Below are 19421 nucleotides of genomic sequence, written 5' to 3' on the forward strand. Positions count from 1 at the left end.
TCTTTTTTTGGAACAAAGTCGACACCAGAAAAAGCGATACGGGGCCTGGTGTCACAGCGCGTACTCAAACGGTAATAAGGAATATAAAAAATGTTGAAGCAACGGATGAGTCTGATCGCTCTGGGGATTTTGAGCGCATCGGCAGCCATGGCAAACGACCAGGAGCAATCCAAGGGTTTTGTCGAAGACAGCCACCTGAACATCGCCGCACGTAACGCCTACATCAGCCGTGACTATAAAAACGGCAAGCAGGACAAAGCCGAATGGGGCCAGGGCTTTATCGGCAAGCTGGAATCGGGCTTCACCCAAGGCACCGTGGGTGTGGGGGTGGACGTGATCGGCCAGTACGCCATTCGTCTGGATGGCGGTAAAGGTCGCGCCGGCGCCGGCGGTATCGACTTCTTCAAACAGGGTAACGGCACCACCGATAACCCGGGCTCCGCACCCCACGACCTGGCCAAGGGCGGCGCGGCGGTGAAATTCCGTGTGTCCAACACCGTGCTTAAGTACGGGGACCAGTTCCCGGCCGTGCCGGTATTGCAGTACGACAATTCGCGCCTGTTGTCGGAAACCTACACCGGTACCTCGATCGTTTCCAAAGAAATTGCCGGCCTGCAACTGGACGCCGGTCACTTCACCAAGGAAGCGCGCAAGAGTGCCGAAGGCACCGACAGTGGCCGCCTCAAGAACATCGACTATATCGGTGGCAGCTACAAATTCACCGAAAGCCTGTCGGCCGCGCTGTATGCGTCCCACATGCAGGACGTGCTGAAGAAGCAATACGTCAACGTCAACTACGTGCTGGCCCTGCCAGAGAAGCAGTCGCTGACCTTTGACTTCAACGGCTACAAAACCAAGCTGGACCGCAGCTTCGCCCTGGAAAACCAGAAAGACGCTGACGCCCGCGACAACAAGATCTGGAGCCTGGGCGCGACCTGGGCCGTTGGCGCGCACAGCTTCACCGTCGCTCACCAGCGCAGCACCGGCGACACCGGCTACCTGTACGGCGGTTATCGCAACGCAGGCGGCATCGGCGATGGCGGCAACACCATCCTGCTGGCCAACTCCTACTGGTCAGACTTCAACGGCAAGGACGAGCGCTCGTGGCAAGTCGGCTACGGTATCGACTTCACCACCTTTGGTGTGCCGGGCCTGACCTACAACGTTGCCTACGTGCGCGGTACCAACATCGACGACGGCACTGGCCGTGGCGATGGCACCGAGCGCGAGATCTGGAACCAGTTCAAGTACGTGGTCCAGAGCGGCCCGGCCAAAGACCTCAGCCTGCGTGCGCGTGCGTCCTGGTTGCGGGTGTCGAACAACGCCGATCAGTACAACGTGGGCGGTAATGAAATCCGGTTGTTTGCTGATTACCCGATCAATGTTTTCTGATTGATTGGGCGTAGTGCTTGATTCAAGGCGATAAAAACCCCCGACTGGTTCGGGGTTTTTTATGGCTGTTGTCTGCACGCTGGGGCGGTTTGCTGATTACCCGGTGTGAAAGCGTAATTTCTGGCTCGTGCCCCGACGTGGGGTTATGCGGACATCTTCGAAACATGCTTAAGCGCGAAGAAGATGACTATCGCTGGGCTCACTATGGTCATGACCGTCCATATTCCCATCGCAATCATCACTGTCTGATTGAGTAGAAAAAAACCTGTGTAGGTATAGACGGCCCACTTTTTCATTTTCCATAGGCCAATAAAACACGCAAGTCCAACGACAGAGCAGAAGCCCAGGTAGGGTGCAAACCATGGGCCGATCTGTTGGGTAACGTTCGAAAAAATAAGAGCGATTGAGATAAGTACGCTCAGCATTCCCAGTACGCAGATAATCGTAATGGATATTGGACGCTTTGCGTTTTCGGGGGTTTGGTTCATGGTTTGGTTTGCCTGAGTTAATGGTGTGCCGATTGTGTTAAGGGTGCGCGGTGTTTAATGAGTACTCTGTTGAGTATAAGAGGCGTGAGTTTAGTTCAACGTGGCGTCTTTGTGCTTATGTTGGAGTCTCGGTGATCATTTAATTTATTAGGCGTAATCGTTCTGAAATGACCGGGTTTAAAAAATGGATGCTAAAAGTGATGCCATTATCCTTGCGCCGCCGATTTAACGACCAGCCACTTCACCACCTACCGGGCTGAACGTCTTGCTGGGAAGTTCTGCGGAGTCTCCATCGGTAGTGGTCGCAAGAAGGGCGAGGACGCCAAGCCAGTCAGCGCAAACACCGTGAATCATGAACTGGCCTATCTACGAGCGCTGTTCAACGAGTTGGAACGCTTGGGCGAGTGGGAGGGGGACAATCCCGTCGGCAAGGTGCGGGCTCTGAAGTTTGATGAAACGGAGATGGCCTACCTTGAGGCGGAGCAGATCGGGCCTTTATTGGCCGACTTGGATGCGCGAGATGCTGCGACGGGTGTTGTTGCCCGAATTTGTCTGGCCACTGGCGCTCGGTGGTCTGAGGCCGAAGGGCTGACGAGCCGCCAGGTGCGGGGTGGGCGTATTCATTTTGCGAGAACCAAGTCGTCGAAGAATCGCACGGTGCCGATTTCTGAGGACCTGCAAAAGCAGATCAAGACGGAGCTGCCTTTCGGGGATTGCTACAAGAAGTTTGAGGCGTCGGTGGATGCGGTGAAGTTGGATCTGCCGGCAGGGCAGTTGACGCATGTGCTACGGCATACGTTTGCCAGCCATTACATGATGAATGGGGGCGACATTCTGACGTTGCAGCGGGTTCTGGGGCATGGGTCATTGGCTATGACGATGAAGTATGCGCATTTTAGTCCGGGGCATTTGGCGGAGGTGGTCAGCTTGAACCCATTATCGAAAGTCGAGACTAGCGGGGTGAAGCGCGATGTTTGAGGGAACCAACTGGACCACTGTATTTGTAGCACTTGTTACAGGCGGCACAGCGGCGTGTGGGCCGCTGCTGCTTTGGTACAAGCAGGGGAAGCGGGAGAGGGAGAGTGTTAGAGCTTCACTTCTAGCTGAGGTCGCAGCTTTGCTTGAGATGGTGGAACGTCGCAACTATGTCAGGGATCTCAGAGCGAAAGAGGCGTATCTGATGTCGCTCACTCAGGATCAATTGAAATTGATCAACACCGAGCAGTACGGGTTTGAGCTTCCAGCGGCAGGAAATTACAACCGCGTTTATCAGGCGAATCTTGCTCGGCTTGGTGCGCTCTCTACCGTTGAGGCTACTCAGATTGTACGTTTCCATCAGTTCGCAGATAGCGTTCGAGCAGACGTTACAACCGGTGGCGTCTTGGCCATAGGATGTGTCGATCACGAGTCGTATGGAGAAACCGCCGGAATTCTAGAGGCGGCGATTGAGATTGGAACGCAGCTTACCAAGCGGCCGTTGTCGGCCTGGCAACGCTTGAAGAGGTGGTCCAAGAATTGAGTGTGGACGTTTTGTGGACGTTTTGACGAAAGCAGCTAATCGGATTTCCAGCTTTTTCCAAACCCCAGAAACCACAAAGCCCCGCATTGCGGGGCTTTGAGATATGGTGCCGGCACCAGGAGTCGAACCCGGGACCTACTGATTACAAGTCAGTTGCTCTACCAACTGAGCTATACCGGCGTGTTAGGGCGACGATTATAGCGATTGGCGAGATCCTGTAAACCCCTGAAAACTGACTATTTTTGCGAAATCCTCAGTTTTCTCCAATTCCCTACGCACACCGCGTAAATCCAAAGCCATCAACGCTCGTGCAATGCCTCGGCCCGTGACTTGATGATCGGCTTGAGCAGGTAGCTCAGCACGCTTTTCTTGCCGGTAATGATGTCCACCGACGCCACCATGCCCGGGATGATCAGCAGCGGTTTCTCATCGGTGCCCAGGTGGCTGCGTTCGGTGCGCAGTTTGATGACGTAGAAGGTGTTTTTCTTCTCTTCATCCTGCACGGTGTCGGCGCCGATCTGTTCGAGTTTGCCTTTGAGGCCGCCGTAGATGGTGTAGTCGTAGGCGGTGAACTTGATCATGGCTTCCTGGCCCGGGTGCAGGAAGGCAATATCCTGCGGGCGGATGCGTGCTTCCACCAGCAGGGTGTCGTCCAGAGGCACCACTTCGGCGATGTCGCTGCCGGGCTGGATCACGCCGCCCACGGTGTTCACCAGCATCTGCTTGACGATGCCGCGCACCGGCGAGGTGACCATGGTGCGGCTCACGCGGTCTTCCAGGCCTTTGGAGGTGGCCTGGGCCTTGCTCAGGTTGGTGCGTGCTTCGTTGAGCTGGGCCAGGGCTTCGCTGCGGAATTTGCCGCGGGTTTCGTTGATCTTCTGCTGCACTTCGTTGATGGCTGCCTGGGCACGCGGGATGGCCAGGGTGGTGCCGTCGAGCATGCCACGGGTTTCAACTTCCGAACGTTTTAAGCGCAGCACTTCCACTGGCGAAATAGCACCCTGCTGCACCAGCGGTTCGGACATGCCGATCTCCTGGCGCAGCAGGCTCAGGCTGTTGCGGTACTGCTCCTGCTTGGAGCTGAATTCACGCAGCTCCTGCTGACGCTGCAGCAATTGCTGTTGCAGCCCGCCAATCTCGTCGGCCAGTTGCTGGCGCCGGCTCAGGTACAGCGACTCTTCGTTCGAGGCCTGGTTGGGCACGGCCTTGCGGGCATCTTCGGTGATGTTCAGTGGGCGGTTTTCCACTTCCGCGCTCAGGCGCTCCACGCGCAGCTCCATGGCCACGCGGTCGGCTTCGGTTTCGCCGACGTTGGAGGCAAAGCGCGTGTCGTCCAGGCGCACCAGCGGCGCGCCGGGTTCGACTATCTGGCCTTCGTGCACGTAGATCTGCGCGACGATGCCGCCTTCCAGGTTCTGGATTTTCTGGATGCGCGATGACGGGATGGCCTTGCCTTCGCCCTTGGTCACTTCATCGATGATCGCGAAGTGCGCCCACAGCACGAGGAATACGAAGAAGCCGATCACGCCCCAGATGGTCAGGCGCACGATGCGCGGTGCGTCGTCGACCAGGGCTTTTTCCACTTCGGGCAAGGGCTGGTCGTCGAGGGAGTCGGTGCCTCTGAAATAACCGACGATGACGTCTTTGAGGCGACGTGGTCCGGATTTAAGCGACACTGATCTGCCCCTTTTTCAGCGCTTCCATAACGGCCGCTTTCGGGCCGTCCGCGAGGATCTGCCCGCGGTCGATCACCAGCAGACGGTCGACCAGGCTCAGCAGCGAAGCACGGTGGGTGACGAGAATCACCGTCTTGTTTTCGATCACCGACTGCAGGCGCTGCTTGAGGCGCTCTTCGCCGGTGTTGTCCATGGCGCTGGTCGGCTCGTCCAGCAACAAAATCGGCGGGTTGAGCAGCAGCGCACGGGCCAGGGCAACGTTCTGGCGCTGGCCGCCGGACAGGTTTTGCCCGCGCTCGCCCACTTGCAGCTCGTAGCCTTGCGGATGCAGCCTGGCAAACTCATGCACGCCGGCCAGCTCGGCTGCCTGCAAGACCATTTCATCGTCGACGTAGCGCGCACCCGACACCAGGTTGTCGCGCAGCGTGCCGGCCAGCAACTGAATGTCCTGAGCCACGTAGCCGATGTTGTGGCGCAGTTCGCTGACGTCGATCTGGCGGATGTCCACGCCGTCCACCAGCAAGGAGCCGGCGTCCGGCTGATACAGGCCGACCAGCAGTTTGGCCAGCGAGCTTTTGCCCGAGCCGCTGCGGCCGATGATGCCGATCTTCTCGCCGGGGCGGATGTTCAGGTTGATACCGCGCAGCGCCAGGGTCTGCTGGTTCGGGTAGGTAAAGTCGACTTCACGGAACGCCATCGCGCCTTGCAGCGCTTTACGGCTGAGCGGGCGCTCGTCGTAATTGCGCTCCTGCGGCAGCTCCATCATCTCGTCCACCGACACCATCGTCACCTTGGCCTGCTGGTAACGGGTCAACAGACCGGACAGTTGGGCCAGCGGCCCCAGCGCGCGGCCGCTGAGCATGTAGCACGCCACCAGGCCGCCCATGCTGAGGTTGCCGTCGATGATCTGGTACACACCGAAAATGATCATCGCCACGCCCGCCACTTGCTGGATCAGCAAGGTGATGTTCATGGCCAGGCCCGACAGCACTTTCACTCGCAGTTCGAGCCGGCTGAGGGTGCCGATGGTCTGTTCCCACTGGTACTGGCGCTCGCTCTCGGCGTTGTTGACCTTCACCGCATCGAGCCCGGCGAGGGTTTCGATCAGGCTCGACTGGCGCTCGGCGCCCAGCGCCATGGTGCGTTGCAGGGTCGCCGTCAGCGGCTTCTGCAGCATATGGCCGATACCCAGCGCCAACGGGAAGGCGATGATCGGGATCCACACCAGGTGGCCGCCGAGCAGGGCGATCACCAGCAGGATGATCAGGGTAAACGGCAGGTCGATCAGGCTGGTGAGGGTCAGGGACGTGAGGAAGTCGCGCATCCCCTGAAACTCATGGATATTTTGCGCGTAACTGCCCACCCGTGCCGGACGCACTTTCATCGCCATGCCCACGATGCGCTCGAACAGCGTCGCGGAAATGATCAGGTCGGTTTTCTTGCCCGCCAGGTCCAGGCACAAACTGCGCAGGCTCTTGAGCAACAGGTCGAACAAGTAGGCGCCACAGATACCGATGGCCAGTACCCACAGGGTGGCGGTGGCCTGGTTCGGCACCACGCGGTCGTACACGTTCATCACGAACAGCGGCGCGGCCAGGGCGATCAGGTTGATCACCAGGCTCGCGGCGATGGCGTCGGCGTACAGCCAGCGTGAGCGTTTTAGCGTGTCACGAAACCACGAGCGCGCACGCGGGATCAGCGTGCCGTTGGTGACATCGAACTTGTGCTGTGGCTGAGCGAAGAACACCCGGCCGCTGTAGTCCTGGCTCAACAGCTCACGGCTGACATGAACCTCACCGCCGTCGCTTTCGCTCAGCAGCAGGCGCGCCGTGTCCCCGTCCCAGCCCAGCAGCACCGCACTGCGCCCCTCCTTGAGCAGCAGCATGGCCGGCAGGGCAATCGTCGGAATCTGTTCCAGCTTGCGTTGCAGCAACCGCCCCTGCAAACCTGCGCGGGCGGCTGCGCGTGGCAGCAGCTCGGCGCTCAGGCGTTGCGCGGCCAGGGGCAGGCCGGTGGTCAGCATGGCCCGGCTGGCGGGTTTGTAATGCAGGGAACAGAGGGTCAGCAGACCATCCAGTAAAGGATCGTCGTGCTGACTGCGCGGGTCATGGTTGAGCTGCGCCACATCGATATCAGAATTCAAGCTGACTCTCTCTTAATGCGTTGAGTGCTCCAACTCCGTAAAAAATCAGTTCATCCCTGGCAGGTTCACTTTCGTTTTGACTTCGTTTTGCACGACCGAGGCCAGCGGGGCGACGATGCCCTGGCTTCTCAGCAGTTGGCCCATGTCGGCCTTGATGCGGTATTGCGTGTACAACTGCAGGTTCTTGATCTGCGCCAGACGCTGCGACGCGGTGAACAGTTCGTTCTCGCTGTCGAGCAGGTCGAGCAGTGTACGCTCACCGAGGCTGAACTGCTGCTGGTAAGAGGTGCGCACGCGGGTGCTGCGGTCCACGTACTCCTGGGCGATCGGCACCTGCGCCGTGGCATTGTTGTAGGCGTTCCACGCCAGGCTCAATTCCTGGTTCAACTCGCGCAGGGCGTTGTTGCGGATATCCAGCGCCTGGGACGCCTGGGAGGCCTTGGACTGCAGGTCGGCCTTGTTGCTGCCGCCGGAGTACAGGTTGAACTGCATGCGCAGCATGGCGGAGTAGCCATTGTCATGGCCTTCTTCGCCGCCGACATTGTTGTTGGCCGAGCGCTGCAGTTCGGCATCAAAGCGCGGGTAGAAGGTCGACTTGGCGGCTTCGTACTGCTTTTCGGCGGCGGCGATGTCCGATTCGGCCGAGCGCAATACCGGGCTGCTCTCCACCATCTGGCGGCGCGCTTCTTCAAGGTTGGCCGGCATCAGGGCGACAAAGCCTTGCGGTCGTTCCAGTTGATCGGGCTCCTGGCCGACGGCGCTGATGTAGTTGGCCTTGGCGTCTTCCAGGTTGGTCTGCTCGGTCAGCAGGTTGTTACGCGCTTGAGCCAGTCGGGCTTCGGCCTGGTCCATGTCCGCCATTCTTCCGACGCCACGGCTGGTGCGCAGTTTGATCTGGTCAAAAATGCGTTCGTGGCTTTTCAGGTTGTCTTCTGCCAGTTGCACCATCTCGCGACGGGTCAGCACATCCAGATAAACCTGGGCGACCGTCAGGGCAGTGCGCTCGGTGGTGTTGAGCAACGCATAGCCACGGGAATTGGCGGTGGCTTGCTGGCGGCTGACTTCATTTTGCGTGCCGAAGCCCTGGAACAGGTTCTGTTGCAGGCGAATGCTCGACTCACCCCGGTTCAGGGTTTTCCAGTCATGGCTGTTGCTGGCGGCGCGGGTGTTGATGTTGTCGGAGCTTTCACGGCCATAACCGCCCAGCAAGTCCACTTTAGGCAGGTAGCCGCCCTGGGCCGCTCGCACTTGATAGTCGGCAGCGATGCGCGCGTTCACGCCAGCCTGGATCTCCGGGTGCACGTCCACTGCCTTTTGCATGGCCTCAGGGAGGGTTTGGGCCTGCACGAAACTGGCGGCGAGAGCGAACGGCACGGCGATGAAAAAGTGCAAACGCATTCTGATGTTTCCCCGGAGATCTGGTTGCCTGCAAAGCTGCAACAAAATTGGAATATTGCATGGGAGTGGCAACTCGAAATGCCCGTTTTTATTGGGCGCCGGAGGGCGCAAACAGAAAGTCGCGAGGCCGCTTAAATATCAATGTGACATTACGGGGCGGATTGTTTAGGATGGCGCCCAATAGGTCAATACCTTGACGGAAAAGTAATTTTTCCGGAAAAACATCAAAATATTGACGCCAAAATTTTTACGCAGAAATTCAAGTACTCCAGCTATTGAATCGGCACCAGCGGTAGGGCCGGTCTCCTTGATGGATGCCCCCTGAATGGTATTTCGGAGATTTTTTATGAGCAGCGTTGCGGTCGTCAAAAGCATTGTCGGTCAAGTGTTTGCGGTATCCCCGGAAGGGATTCGTCGCCTGCTTGTAGAAGGTGATCGCCTGTTCGCCGGGGAGCAGGTCGATACCGGCCCCGCTGGCGCCGTGTCGCTGGAGCTTACCGATGGCCGCGTGATCGACCTGGGCCGCGACAGCCAGTGGAGCGCCGACGCGCCTGACTCGTCCACTGACCTGAGCGCCGCCACTGCCCAGGCCGCACCGTCCGTTGCCGAGTTGCAGCAAGCCATCGCCGCCGGCGCCGACCCGACCCAGGACCTCGAAGCCACCGCCGCCGGCCCGAGCGCGGCCGGTGCAGACGGCGCTGTCGGGGGCGGGCACAGCTTCGTGGTGCTGGACGCGACCGCAGGCGTGGTCGACCCTACCATCGGCTATCCGACCAACGGCCTGAACGCTGCGGATGCCGGCGCTGCGCCGCTTACCGCCGGCAACACTAACAACGGCGCCACTGCGCAAAACGTCACCGTCACCCTGACCGCCACGCCGACCATCACCGAAGCCGGCGGCGTGGTGGTTTACACCGCATTCGCCACCCAGGCGCCGACCAGCGACCTCACCGTTACCTTGTCCAACGGCTTGGCCGTAGTGATCGCGGCCGGCCAGACCTCCGGCGCGCTGAACGTCACCTTCGCCGGCAATGACACGCCGTACCTGGATGCCTCGTCGATCTCCGCCACCATCGCCGGCACTTCCGGCGGCGGCAACGTGGTCGTCACCACGGATCCGACGCCTGCGGTGACGCAAGTCAACGACACCATCGACACCACCACCGTGACCCTCACCTCCGCCGCCTCGGTGGATGAGGGCGGCAAGATCGTCTACACCGCCACGGTGACCAACGCCGCGCAGACCGACGTCACCGTCACGCTGTCCAACAACACCACCATCACCATTGAAGCCGGCAAAACCACCGGCACCGTCAGCGTCGACACCCCGGCGAACCTGGCCGATGGCAAGGACCTGACCGTCAGCGCGAGCATCACGGCCGCCAGCGGTGGCAACTACGAGAACCTCGCGATCAACCCGCAAGCGGCGACCACCACAGTGATCGCTGTGGATAACCCGAGCGTGCTGGTGGCCGACACCGCCACCCTCGCCGAAGACGGCGTTGCGACCGGTAATGTGCTGAGCAACGACAGCGATATCGACAATGTGCTGTCGGTTGCCACCTTCAACGTCGGCGGCACCACCTTCAATGCCGGCCAGACCGCGACCATTGCCGGCGTGGGCAGCATCACCATCGGCGCCGATGGCGCGTACACCTTCACCCCGGTCAAGGACTTCAACGGTGATGTGCCGCAGATCGGCTACACCACCAACACCGGTTCGACCAGCACGCTGAATGTGAACGTGGTGGCGGTCGACGACGCGAGCGTGTTGAAGGCGGACACCAGCACGGTGCAGGAAGATAACGTTGCCACTGGCAATGTGCTTTCGAATGATGTCGACGTCGACAACGTATTGAGCGTCGCGACTTTCAGCGTCAACGGCACCACTTACAACGCCGGCCAGACCGCGACTATTGTTGGCGTCGGCTCGATTACTATCGGCGCTGACGGCGCGTACGCCTTCACGCCGGTCAAAGACTTCAACGGTGATGTGCCGCAAATCGGTTACACCACCAACACGGGTTCGAGCAGCACGCTGGACGTGAAGATCGATGCGGTTGATGACGCGAGCGTCCTCAAGGCAGACACCGGCAGCGCCCTGGAAGACAACGTTGCCACCGGCAATGTACTGAGCAACGACGTCGATGTGGACAACACACTGACTGTTGCTACGTTCAATGTCGGTGGAACCACTTACAACGCAGGCCAGATCGCGACCATTGTTGGCGTCGGCTCGATTACTATCGGCGCTGACGGCGCGTACGCCTTCACGCCGGTCAAAGACTTCAACGGCGATGTGCCGCAAATCGGTTACACCACCAACACGGGTTCCAGCAGCACGCTTGATGTGAAAATCGACGCTGTAGATGACGCGAGCGTCCTCAAGGCCGACACCGGTAGTGCGCTGGAAGATAACGTTGCCACCGGCAACGTGCTCTCAAATGACGTCGATGTGGATAACGTCTTAAGCGTTGCGACCTTCAACGTCGGCGGCACCACATATACCGCAGGTCAAACCGCGACCATCGCGGGCGTTGGTTCAATCACCATCGGCGCCGACGGCGCCTACGCCTTCACCCCGGTTAAAGACTTCAACGGTGACGTGCCGCAAATCGGCTACACCACCAACACGGGTTCGAGCAGCACGCTGGACGTGAAGATCGATGCTGTTGATGACGCAAGCGTTCTCAAATCAGATATCGGTAGCGCCCTGGAAGACAATGTCGCCACTGGCAATGTCCTTTCGAATGACGTTGACGTAGATAGCGTACTGACCGTTGCGACCTTCAACGTCGGTGGTACCACTTATACCGCAGGCCAAACCGCCGTTATCGCAGGCGTAGGTAGCATCACTATCGGTACTGATGGCGCGTATGCCTTCACTCCAGTCAAAGACTTCAACGGCGACGTACCGCAAATCGGCTACACGACCAACACAGGTTCGAGCAGCACGCTGGACGTGAAAGTCGATGCGGTTGATGACGCGAGCGTGTTGAAAGCCGATACCGGCAGCGCCCTGGAAGACAACGTTGCCACCGGCAACGTGCTCTCAAATGACGTCGATGTGGATAACGTCTTAAGCGTTGCGACCTTCAACGTCGGCGGCACCACATATACCGCAGGTCAAATCGCGACCATCGCGGGCGTTGGTTCAATCACCATCGGCGCCGACGGCGCCTACGCCTTCACGCCAGTCAAAGACTTCAACGGCGACGTACCGCAAATCGGCTACACCACCAACACGGGCTCCAGCAGCACCCTGGACGTGAAGATCGACGCGGTTGATGACGCGAGCGTCCTCAAAGCGGACACCGGCAGCGCCTTGGAAGACAACGTTGCCACCGGCAACGTCCTTTCGAATGACATCGATGTCGACAACGTACTGACTGTTGCCACGTTCAACGTCGGTGGCACCAGTTACGCCGCCGGCCAGACCGCAATCATCGCAGGCGTTGGCTCGATCACCATCGCTGCAGACGGTGCCTACGCCTTCACACCGGTCAAAGACTTCAACGGCGACGTACCGCAAATCGGCTACACCACCAACACAGGTTCCAGCAGCACCCTGGACGTAAAAATCGACGCTGTTGATGACGCGAGCGTCCTCAAGGCAGACACCGGTAGCGCCCTGGAAGATAACGTTGCCACCGGCAACGTCCTTTCGAATGACGTCGACGTAGACAACACACTGACTGTTGCGACCTTCAATGTGGGCGGCACCACCTATACCGCTGGCCAGACCGCAACCATCGCAGGTGTTGGAGCTATCACCATCGGTGCTGACGGCGCGTACAGCTTCACCCCGGTCAAAGATTTCAACGGTGACGTGCCGCAAATTGGCTACACCACCAACACAGGTTCCAGCAGCACGCTGGACGTGAAGATCGACGCGGTTGATGACGCTAGCGTCCTCAAAGCAGACACCGGTAGCGCGCTGGAAGACAACGTTGCCACCGGCAACGTCCTTTCGAATGACGTCGATGTAGACAACACACTGACTGTTGCCACCTTCAACGTAGGTGGCACCACTTACAACGCCGGCCAAACGGCCGTGATTGCAGGTGTGGGTAGCATCATTATCGGTGCTGACGGCGCCTACGCCTTCACCCCGGTCAAAGACTTCAACGGCGATGTGCCGCAAATTGGCTACACCACCAACACCGGTTCGAGCAGCACGCTGGACGTGAAAATCGATGCGGTCGATGACGCGAGCGTGTTGAAAGCGGACACAGGTAGTGCTCTGGAAGATAACGTTGCCACCGGCAACGTGCTTTCGAATGACGTTGACGTCGACAACGTACTGACTGTTGCCACGTTCAATGTTGGCGGCACCACATATACCGCAGGTCAAACCGCGACCATCGCGGGCGTTGGTTCAATCACCATCGGTACCGACGGCAACTACGCCTTTACGCCGGTCAAAGATTTCAACGGTGACGTGCCGCAAATCGGTTACACCACCAACACCGGTTCCAGCAGCACGCTGGATGTGAAGATCGACGCTGTAGATGACGCGAGCGTCCTCAAAGCAGACACCGGCAGCGCCCTGGAAGATAGCGTTGCCACCGGCAACGTGCTTTCGAATGACGTCGACGTAGACAACACACTGACTGTTGCCACCTTCAATGTGGGCGGCACCACCTATACCGCTGGCCAGACCGCAACCATTGCAGGCGTGGGTGCTGTCACCATCGGTGCTGACGGCGCGTACAGCTTCACCCCGGTCAAAGATTTCAACGGTGACGTGCCACAAATTGGCTACACAACCAACACCGGTTCCAGCAGCACCCTGGATGTAAAGATCGACGCAGTTGATGACGCGAGCGTCCTCAAGGCCGACACCGGTAGCGCGTTGGAAGACAACGTTGCCACTGGTAACGTGTTGAGCAACGACGTTGATGTGGACAACGTGTTGAGCGTTGCGACCTTCAACGTTAATGGCACCACTTACAACGCAGGCCAGACCGCGACCATTGCTGGCGTTGGCTCAATCACCATCGGCGCCGACGGCGCCTATGCCTTTACGCCGGTCAAAGACTTCAACGGTGACGTGCCGCAAATCGGTTACACCACCAACACCGGTTCCAGCAGCACGCTGGATGTGAAGATCGACGCTGTAGATGACGCAAGCGTCCTCAAAGCTGATACCGGCAGTGCGCTGGAAGACAACGTCGCTACCGGCAATGTGCTGAGCAACGATGTCGATGTGGATAACGTGTTGAGCGTTGCGTCCTTCAGCGTCAACGGCACCAGCTACAACGCCGGCCAGACCGCAATCATCGCAGGCGTTGGCTCGATCACCATCGCTGCAGACGGTGCCTATGCCTTCACACCGGTCAAAGACTTCAACGGCGATGTGCCGCAAATCGGCTACACCACCAACACCGGTTCGAGCAGCACGCTGGACGTGAAAATCGACGCGGTCGATGACGCGAGCGTGTTGAAAGCGGACACAGGTAGTGCTCTGGAAGATAACGTTGCCACCGGCAACGTGCTTTCGAATGACGTCGACGTCGACAACGTACTGACTGTTGCCACGTTCAATGTTGGTGGCACCACTTACAACGCCGGCCAAACCGCGACCATTGCTGGAGTTGGCTCAATCACCATCGGCGCAGACGGCGCCTACTCCTTCACGCCGGTCAAAGACTTCAACGGCGACGTGCCGCAAATCGGCTACACCACCAACACCGGTTCGAGCAGCACGCTGGACGTGAAGATCGACGCTGTTGATGACGCGAGTGTGTTGAAAGCCGACACCGGCAGCGCGCTTGAAGACAACGTTGCCACTGGCAATGTGCTGAGCAACGACGTTGACGTCGACAACGTGTTGAGCGTCGCGACCTTCAACGTAGGTGGCACCAGTTACGCCGCCGGCCAGACGGCGGTGATTGCAGGCGTCGGCAGCATTACTATCGCTGCCGACGGCGCCTATGCCTTTACGCCAGTCAAAGATTTCAACGGTGACGTGCCACAAATTGGCTACACAACCAACACAGGTTCGAGCAGCACGCTGGACGTGAAGATCGACGCGGTTGATGACGCGAGCGTCCTCAAAGCAGACAGCGGTAGTGCGCTGGAAGACAACGTTGCCACCGGCAACGTGCTAAGCAACGATGTCGACGTAGATAACACACTGACCGTCGCCACCTTCAATGTGGGCGGCACCAGCTATAACGCCGGCCAGACCGCTGTTATCGCGAACGTCGGCTCAATCACCATCGATGCCGACGGCGCCTACGCGTTCACGCCTGTTAAAGACTTCAATGGTGACGTGCCGCAAATCGGCTACACCACCAACACGGGTTCGAGCAGCACTCTGGACGTGAAGATCGACGCGGTTGATGACGCGAGCGTGTTGAAAGCCGATACCGGCAGCGCCCTCGAAGACAACGTTGCTACCGGCAACGTGCTGAGCAACGATGTCGATGTGGATAACGTGTTGAGCGTTGCGACCTTCAACGTCGGCGGCACCACGTATACCGCAGGTCAAACCGCGACCATCGCGGGCGTTGGTTCTATTACCATCGGCGCCGACGGCGCCTATGCCTTTACGCCAGTCAAAGATTTCAACGGTGACGTGCCACAAATTGGCTACACAACCAACACCGGTTCCAGCAGCACCCTGGATGTAAAGATCGACGCAGTTGATGACGCGAGCGTCCTCAAGGCCGACACCGGTAGCGCGTTGGAAGACAACGTTGCCACTGGTAACGTGTTGAGCAACGACGTTGATGTGGACAACGTGTTGAGCGTTGCGACCTTCAACGTTAATGGCACCACTTACAACGCAGGCCAGACCGCGACTATCGCAGGTGTTGGCTCTATCACCATCGCTGCAGACGGTGCCTACGCCTTTACGCCGGTCAAAGATTTCAACGGTGATGTGCCGCAAATCGGTTACACCACCAACACCGGTTCCAGCAGCACGCTGGATGTGAAGATCGACGCTGTAGATGACGCGAGCGTCCTCAAAGCAGACACCGGTAGTGCGCTGGAAGACAACGTTGCCACCGGCAACGTGCTAAGCAACGATGTCGACGTAGACAACACACTGACCGTCGCCACCTTCAATTTGGGCGGTACTACATATACCGCAGGTCAAACCGCTGTTATCGCGGGCGTCGGCTCAATCACCATCGGTACTGACGGCGCCTACGCCTTCACTCCGGTCAAAGACTTCAACGGCGACGTGCCGCAAATCGGTTACACCACCAACACCGGATCCAGCAGCACGCTGGACGTGAAGATCGACGCAGTTGATGACGCGAGCGTGTTGAAAGCCGATACCGGCAGCGCCCTGGAAGACAACGTTGCTACCGGCAACGTGTTGAGCAACGACGTCGATGTCGACAACGTGTTGAGCGTTGCAACCTTCAACGTTAATGGCACCACTTACAACGCAGGCCAGATCGCGACCATTGCTGGCGTTGGCTCAATCACCATCGGCTCCGACGGCGCCTATGCCTTTACGCCGGTCAAAGACTTCAACGGCGACGTGCCGCAAATCGGTTACACCACCAACACCGGTTCGAGCAGCACGCTGGATGTGAAAATCGATGCGGTCGATGACGCGAGCGTGTTGAAAGCGGACACAGGTAGTGCTCTGGAAGATAACGTTGCCACTGGCAATGTGTTGAGCAACGACGTGGATGTAGATAACACCCTGACTGTTGCCACGTTCAACGTGGGTGGAACCAGTTACACCGCCGGCCAGACGGCCGTTATTGCAGGCGTTGGCTCAATCACCATTGGCACCGACGGCGCCTACGCCTTCACCCCGGTCAAAGACTTCAACGGTGACGTGCCTCAAATTGGCTACACCACTAATACCGGTTCGAGCAGCACGCTGGACGTGAAGATCGACGCCGTAGATGACGCAAGCGTCCTCAAAGCCGACACCGGCAGCGCGCTGGAAGACAGCGTTGCTACCGGTAACGTGCTGAGCAACGATGTCGATGTGGATAATGTGTTGAGCGTTGCGACCTTTAACGTCGGCGGCACCACGTATACCGCAGGTCAAACCGCGACCATCGTTGGTGTTGGTTCGATCACCATCGGCGCCGATGGCGCGTACGCCTTCACCCCAGTCAAAGACTTCAACGGCGACGTGCCGCAAATCGGCTACACCACCAACACCGGTTCGAGCAGCACGCTGGATGTGAAGATCGATGCGGTTGATGACGCGAGCGTCCTCAAGGCCGATACCGGCAGTGCGCTGGAAGACAACGTTGCCACCGGCAATGTCCTTTCGAATGACGTTGACGTAGACAACGTACTGACTGTTGCCACGTTCAACGTGGGTGGAACCAGTTACACCGCCGGCCAGACGGCCGTTATTGCGGGCGTTGGCTCAATCACCATTGGCACCGACGGCGCCTACGCCTTCACACCGGTCAAAGACTTCAACGGCGACGTGCCGCAAATCGGCTACACCACCAACACCGGCTCCAGCAGCACGCTGGACGTAAAAATCGACGCAGTTGATGACGCGAGCGTCCTCAAAGCGGACACCGGCAGCGCCTTGGAAGATCACGTTGCCACTGGCAACGTGCTGAGCAACGACGTCGATGTGGACAACGTGTTGAGCGTCGCGACTTTCAGCGTCAACGGCACCAGTTACAACGCCGGCCAGACCGCGGCTATCGCAGGTGTTGGCTCAATCACCATCGGTACTGACGGCGCCTACGCCTTCACCCCGGTCAAAGACTTCAACGGTGACGTTCCTCAAATCGGTTACACCACCAACACCGGTTCCAGCAGCACCCTGGATGTGAAGATCGACGCGGTTGATGACGCAAGCGTCCTCAAGGCAGATACCGGCAGTGCCTTGGAAGATAACGTTGCCACCGGCAACGTGCTTTCGAATGACGTCGACGTCGACAACGTACTGACTGTCGCCACGTTCAACGTCGGTGGCACCAGTTACACCGCCGGCCAGACGGCCGTTATTGCGGGCGTTGGCTCAATCACCATCGGCGCAGACGGTGCCTACGCCTTCACACCGGTCAAAGACTTCAACGGTGATGTACCGCAAATCGGCTACACCACCAACACCGGCTCCAGCAGCACGCTGAACGTGAATATCGTGGCGGTCAACGACGCACCCATTGCCACCAATGGCAACATTGCCAGCAACGAAGACACCTCGGTCGAACTGACCTGGTCGACCTTCGGCGTCAAGGATGTGGATTCGGCCAGCCCAGGGGTGGTGTTCACCAGCCTGCCTGCCGGTGCCATCGAGTACAAAGTCAACGGCGTGTGGACGCAACTGACCACCGCTGACCTGAAAACCGATACCTCGGCCGGCAAGGCGTTCAGCCAGGCCGACTTCGACAACCACAATGTGCGCTATACCCCGGCGGCCAACGAGTCAGGCGACAACAGCTTTGGCGGCAGCGGTGTGGGCAACAAGCAAAGCGATTACACCGAGCTGAAGTTCCAGGCCACCGACGGCAGCGCTTACAGCGACACTAAAACCATCACCGTGGATATCCACCCGGTGACGGACGTGCCGGTTGTGAGCCTTGGCCAATACAGCGCGGTGCCGACCGGTTTGACCCTGCAGACCTGGACCGGCGGCACGCTGGCCAAGGACCTGGGCACCAGCGGTAACGGCGTTGCGCAGTCCAGCGACCTGATCCGGGTGATCAACGCCAAGACCGCTGACAGCGCAGCCTTCACCGGTGTGGTCAGCAACGTCAGCAACACTAACGTGGTGGATGGCACGGCGACCAAAGTGTCCGGCCTGATTTACCTGGAAGCCGGCAAGAGCTACAGCTTCACCGGCACTGCCGATGACAGCCTGGCGGTAACGGTGGGCGGTCAGGTCGTGTCGACCGAGACCTGGAGCAAGGGCAGCGCGATTACTGCGACGCCTTTCACGCCGACCGAGTCGGGTTACTACACGCTCGACGTCTATCACTACAACCAGAACGGCCCGGGCAATTACGACATCAATGTGTCGATCAACAACGGCCCGTCCATGGCGCTGGGCAGCAGCGGCGTGCAGACCTACACCAGCGTGGACGCCTTGAAAGCCTCCGGCGCAGTGCTGGGCGACAGCCATGTGGTCAATGGTGAAGGCTATTACACCGGCTATGTCTACAACCATGGCCTGGAAGACGGCAGCATCAAGGTCAGCCCGATCACTACCACGTTTGTCGATAACGATGGCTCGGAATCCCACAAGGTAGAAGTCAGCGGCCTGCCGGCAGGCACCGTGATCACCGACGGCACCAACGGCCACAGTTTCACCTCGACCGGCGCGAACACGCTTTACGACGTCAGCACCTGGAACCTGAAAACCCTGACGGTCACCCCGTTCAAGGACTCGACGGCCAGTTTCGACCTGACCGTGAAAGCCACGGCCACCGAGCTGAGTACAGGCGTTGCAGAAGTCACCACCGGCAAAGTGAGCATTGTGGTCACTGCGGTCAACGACGCGCCGGTTGCCATTGCAACCACTGCGACCGGTGCCGAAGACCCAACCAGCGGCATCGCGGTCAAGCTGAGCGCGACCGACGTAGACGGTCTAGCCAACGTGAAATCGTTCTCCGTTGGCACGCCAAGCAACGGCACCTTCTACACCGACGCGGCCATGACCACCAAAGTGACCGGCCCGATCACCGCCAGCAATGGCGAGGCCACCGTCTACTTCAAACCGGCTACCGACTTCAACGGCACGGTGAACTTCACCTACACCGCCACCGACAGCGGCAACGCTGACGGCAGCAACGTGCTGACCTCACCGGCTGTCAACGGCACCATCACCGTGACTCCGGTCAACGATGCGCCGGTCG

At 59.0% G+C, this 19421-nt stretch carries 8 protein-coding genes, 1 tRNA gene and 1 pseudogene (1 of these 10 cut by a window edge); 5 read left to right on the forward strand and 5 right to left on the reverse strand.

From position 1 onward, the window contains the following. Nucleotides 1-90 precede the first annotated feature (90 nt). The gene (locus tag LUB09_RS12195; RefSeq protein WP_209987352.1) at nt 91-1392 is read left to right on the forward strand and encodes an OprD family porin; all 1302 of its coding nucleotides are present in this window, start codon (nt 91-93) and stop codon (nt 1390-1392) included. Nucleotides 1393-1535: 143 nt separating this feature from the next. Here the strand turns inward: LUB09_RS12195 and LUB09_RS12200 are convergent, their stop codons facing one another. Next, on the reverse strand, nt 1536-1880 hold the full coding sequence (locus LUB09_RS12200) for a hypothetical protein (RefSeq protein WP_231422684.1): 345 nt from the start codon (nt 1878-1880) through the stop codon (nt 1536-1538). A 222-nt stretch (nt 1881-2102) separates the two neighbouring features. On the opposite strand from LUB09_RS12200, the pseudogene LUB09_RS24060 reads away from it, so the two are divergent. From LUB09_RS24060 to LUB09_RS12210, 3 genes and pseudogenes are all read left to right on the forward strand, one after another. Next, nucleotides 2103-2315: pseudogene (locus LUB09_RS24060) on the forward strand (phage integrase); the annotation flags it as partial. Further along, a complete protein-coding gene (locus LUB09_RS12205; RefSeq protein WP_442964097.1) occupies nt 2313-2858 on the forward strand; it encodes a tyrosine-type recombinase/integrase in 546 nt (181 codons plus the stop codon). The pseudogene LUB09_RS24060 and the gene LUB09_RS12205, both read left to right, overlap by 3 nt. Continuing rightward, on the forward strand, nt 2851-3399 hold the full coding sequence (locus LUB09_RS12210) for a hypothetical protein (protein ID WP_231422686.1): 549 nt from the start codon (nt 2851-2853) through the stop codon (nt 3397-3399). The genes LUB09_RS12205 and LUB09_RS12210 overlap by 8 nt, the downstream gene beginning before the upstream one ends. A 104-nt stretch (nt 3400-3503) precedes the next feature. Here LUB09_RS12210 and LUB09_RS12215 read toward each other — a convergent pair. The 4 genes from LUB09_RS12215 to LUB09_RS12230 form a co-directional block, all read right to left on the reverse strand. After that, nucleotides 3504-3579: transfer RNA gene (locus tag LUB09_RS12215), tRNA-Thr, on the reverse strand. Nucleotides 3580-3698: 119 nt separating this feature from the next. After that, nucleotides 3699-5075, reverse strand: a complete 1377-nt coding sequence (locus LUB09_RS12220) for an HlyD family type I secretion periplasmic adaptor subunit (RefSeq protein ID WP_231422687.1) — start codon at nt 5073-5075, stop codon at nt 3699-3701. Beyond that, nucleotides 5065-7218 carry a type I secretion system permease/ATPase gene (locus tag LUB09_RS12225; protein ID WP_209987390.1) on the reverse strand — a complete coding sequence of 718 codons (2154 nt, stop codon included), beginning with the start codon at nt 7216-7218 and terminating at the stop codon, nt 5065-5067. Before LUB09_RS12225 ends, LUB09_RS12220 begins: the two co-directional genes overlap by 11 nt. Before the next feature lie 45 nt (nt 7219-7263). Further along, on the reverse strand, nt 7264-8616 hold the full coding sequence (locus LUB09_RS12230) for a TolC family outer membrane protein (RefSeq protein WP_209987392.1): 1353 nt from the start codon (nt 8614-8616) through the stop codon (nt 7264-7266). Nucleotides 8617-8962: 346 nt separating this feature from the next. Between LUB09_RS12230 and LUB09_RS12235 the strand changes: the two genes are divergently transcribed. After that, on the forward strand, nt 8963-19421 hold the 5' portion of the coding sequence (locus tag LUB09_RS12235; RefSeq protein WP_231422688.1) for a retention module-containing protein. The gene runs 26 nt beyond the window's last position; only the first 10459 of its 10485 coding nucleotides appear in the window; the start codon lies at nt 8963-8965; the stop codon falls past the right edge of the window.

Origin of the sequence: Pseudomonas sp. Leaf59 (genome assembly GCF_920984685.1) — a bacterium.
Lineage (GTDB): Bacteria > Pseudomonadota > Gammaproteobacteria > Pseudomonadales > Pseudomonadaceae > Aquipseudomonas.

Bases quoted from the DNA above. Each gene is read 5' to 3' on its own strand.
- LUB09_RS12195 (WP_209987352.1), top strand. From the start codon at position 91: ATGTTGAAGCAACGGATGAGTCTGATCGCTCTGGGGATTTTGAGCGCA.
- LUB09_RS12200 (WP_231422684.1), bottom strand. From the start codon at position 1,880: ATGAACCAAACCCCCGAAAACGCAAAGCGTCCAATATCCATTACGATT.
- LUB09_RS12210 (WP_231422686.1), top strand. From the start codon at position 2,851: ATGTTTGAGGGAACCAACTGGACCACTGTATTTGTAGCACTTGTTACA.
- LUB09_RS12230 (WP_209987392.1), bottom strand. From the start codon at position 8,616: ATGCGTTTGCACTTTTTCATCGCCGTGCCGTTCGCTCTCGCCGCCAGT.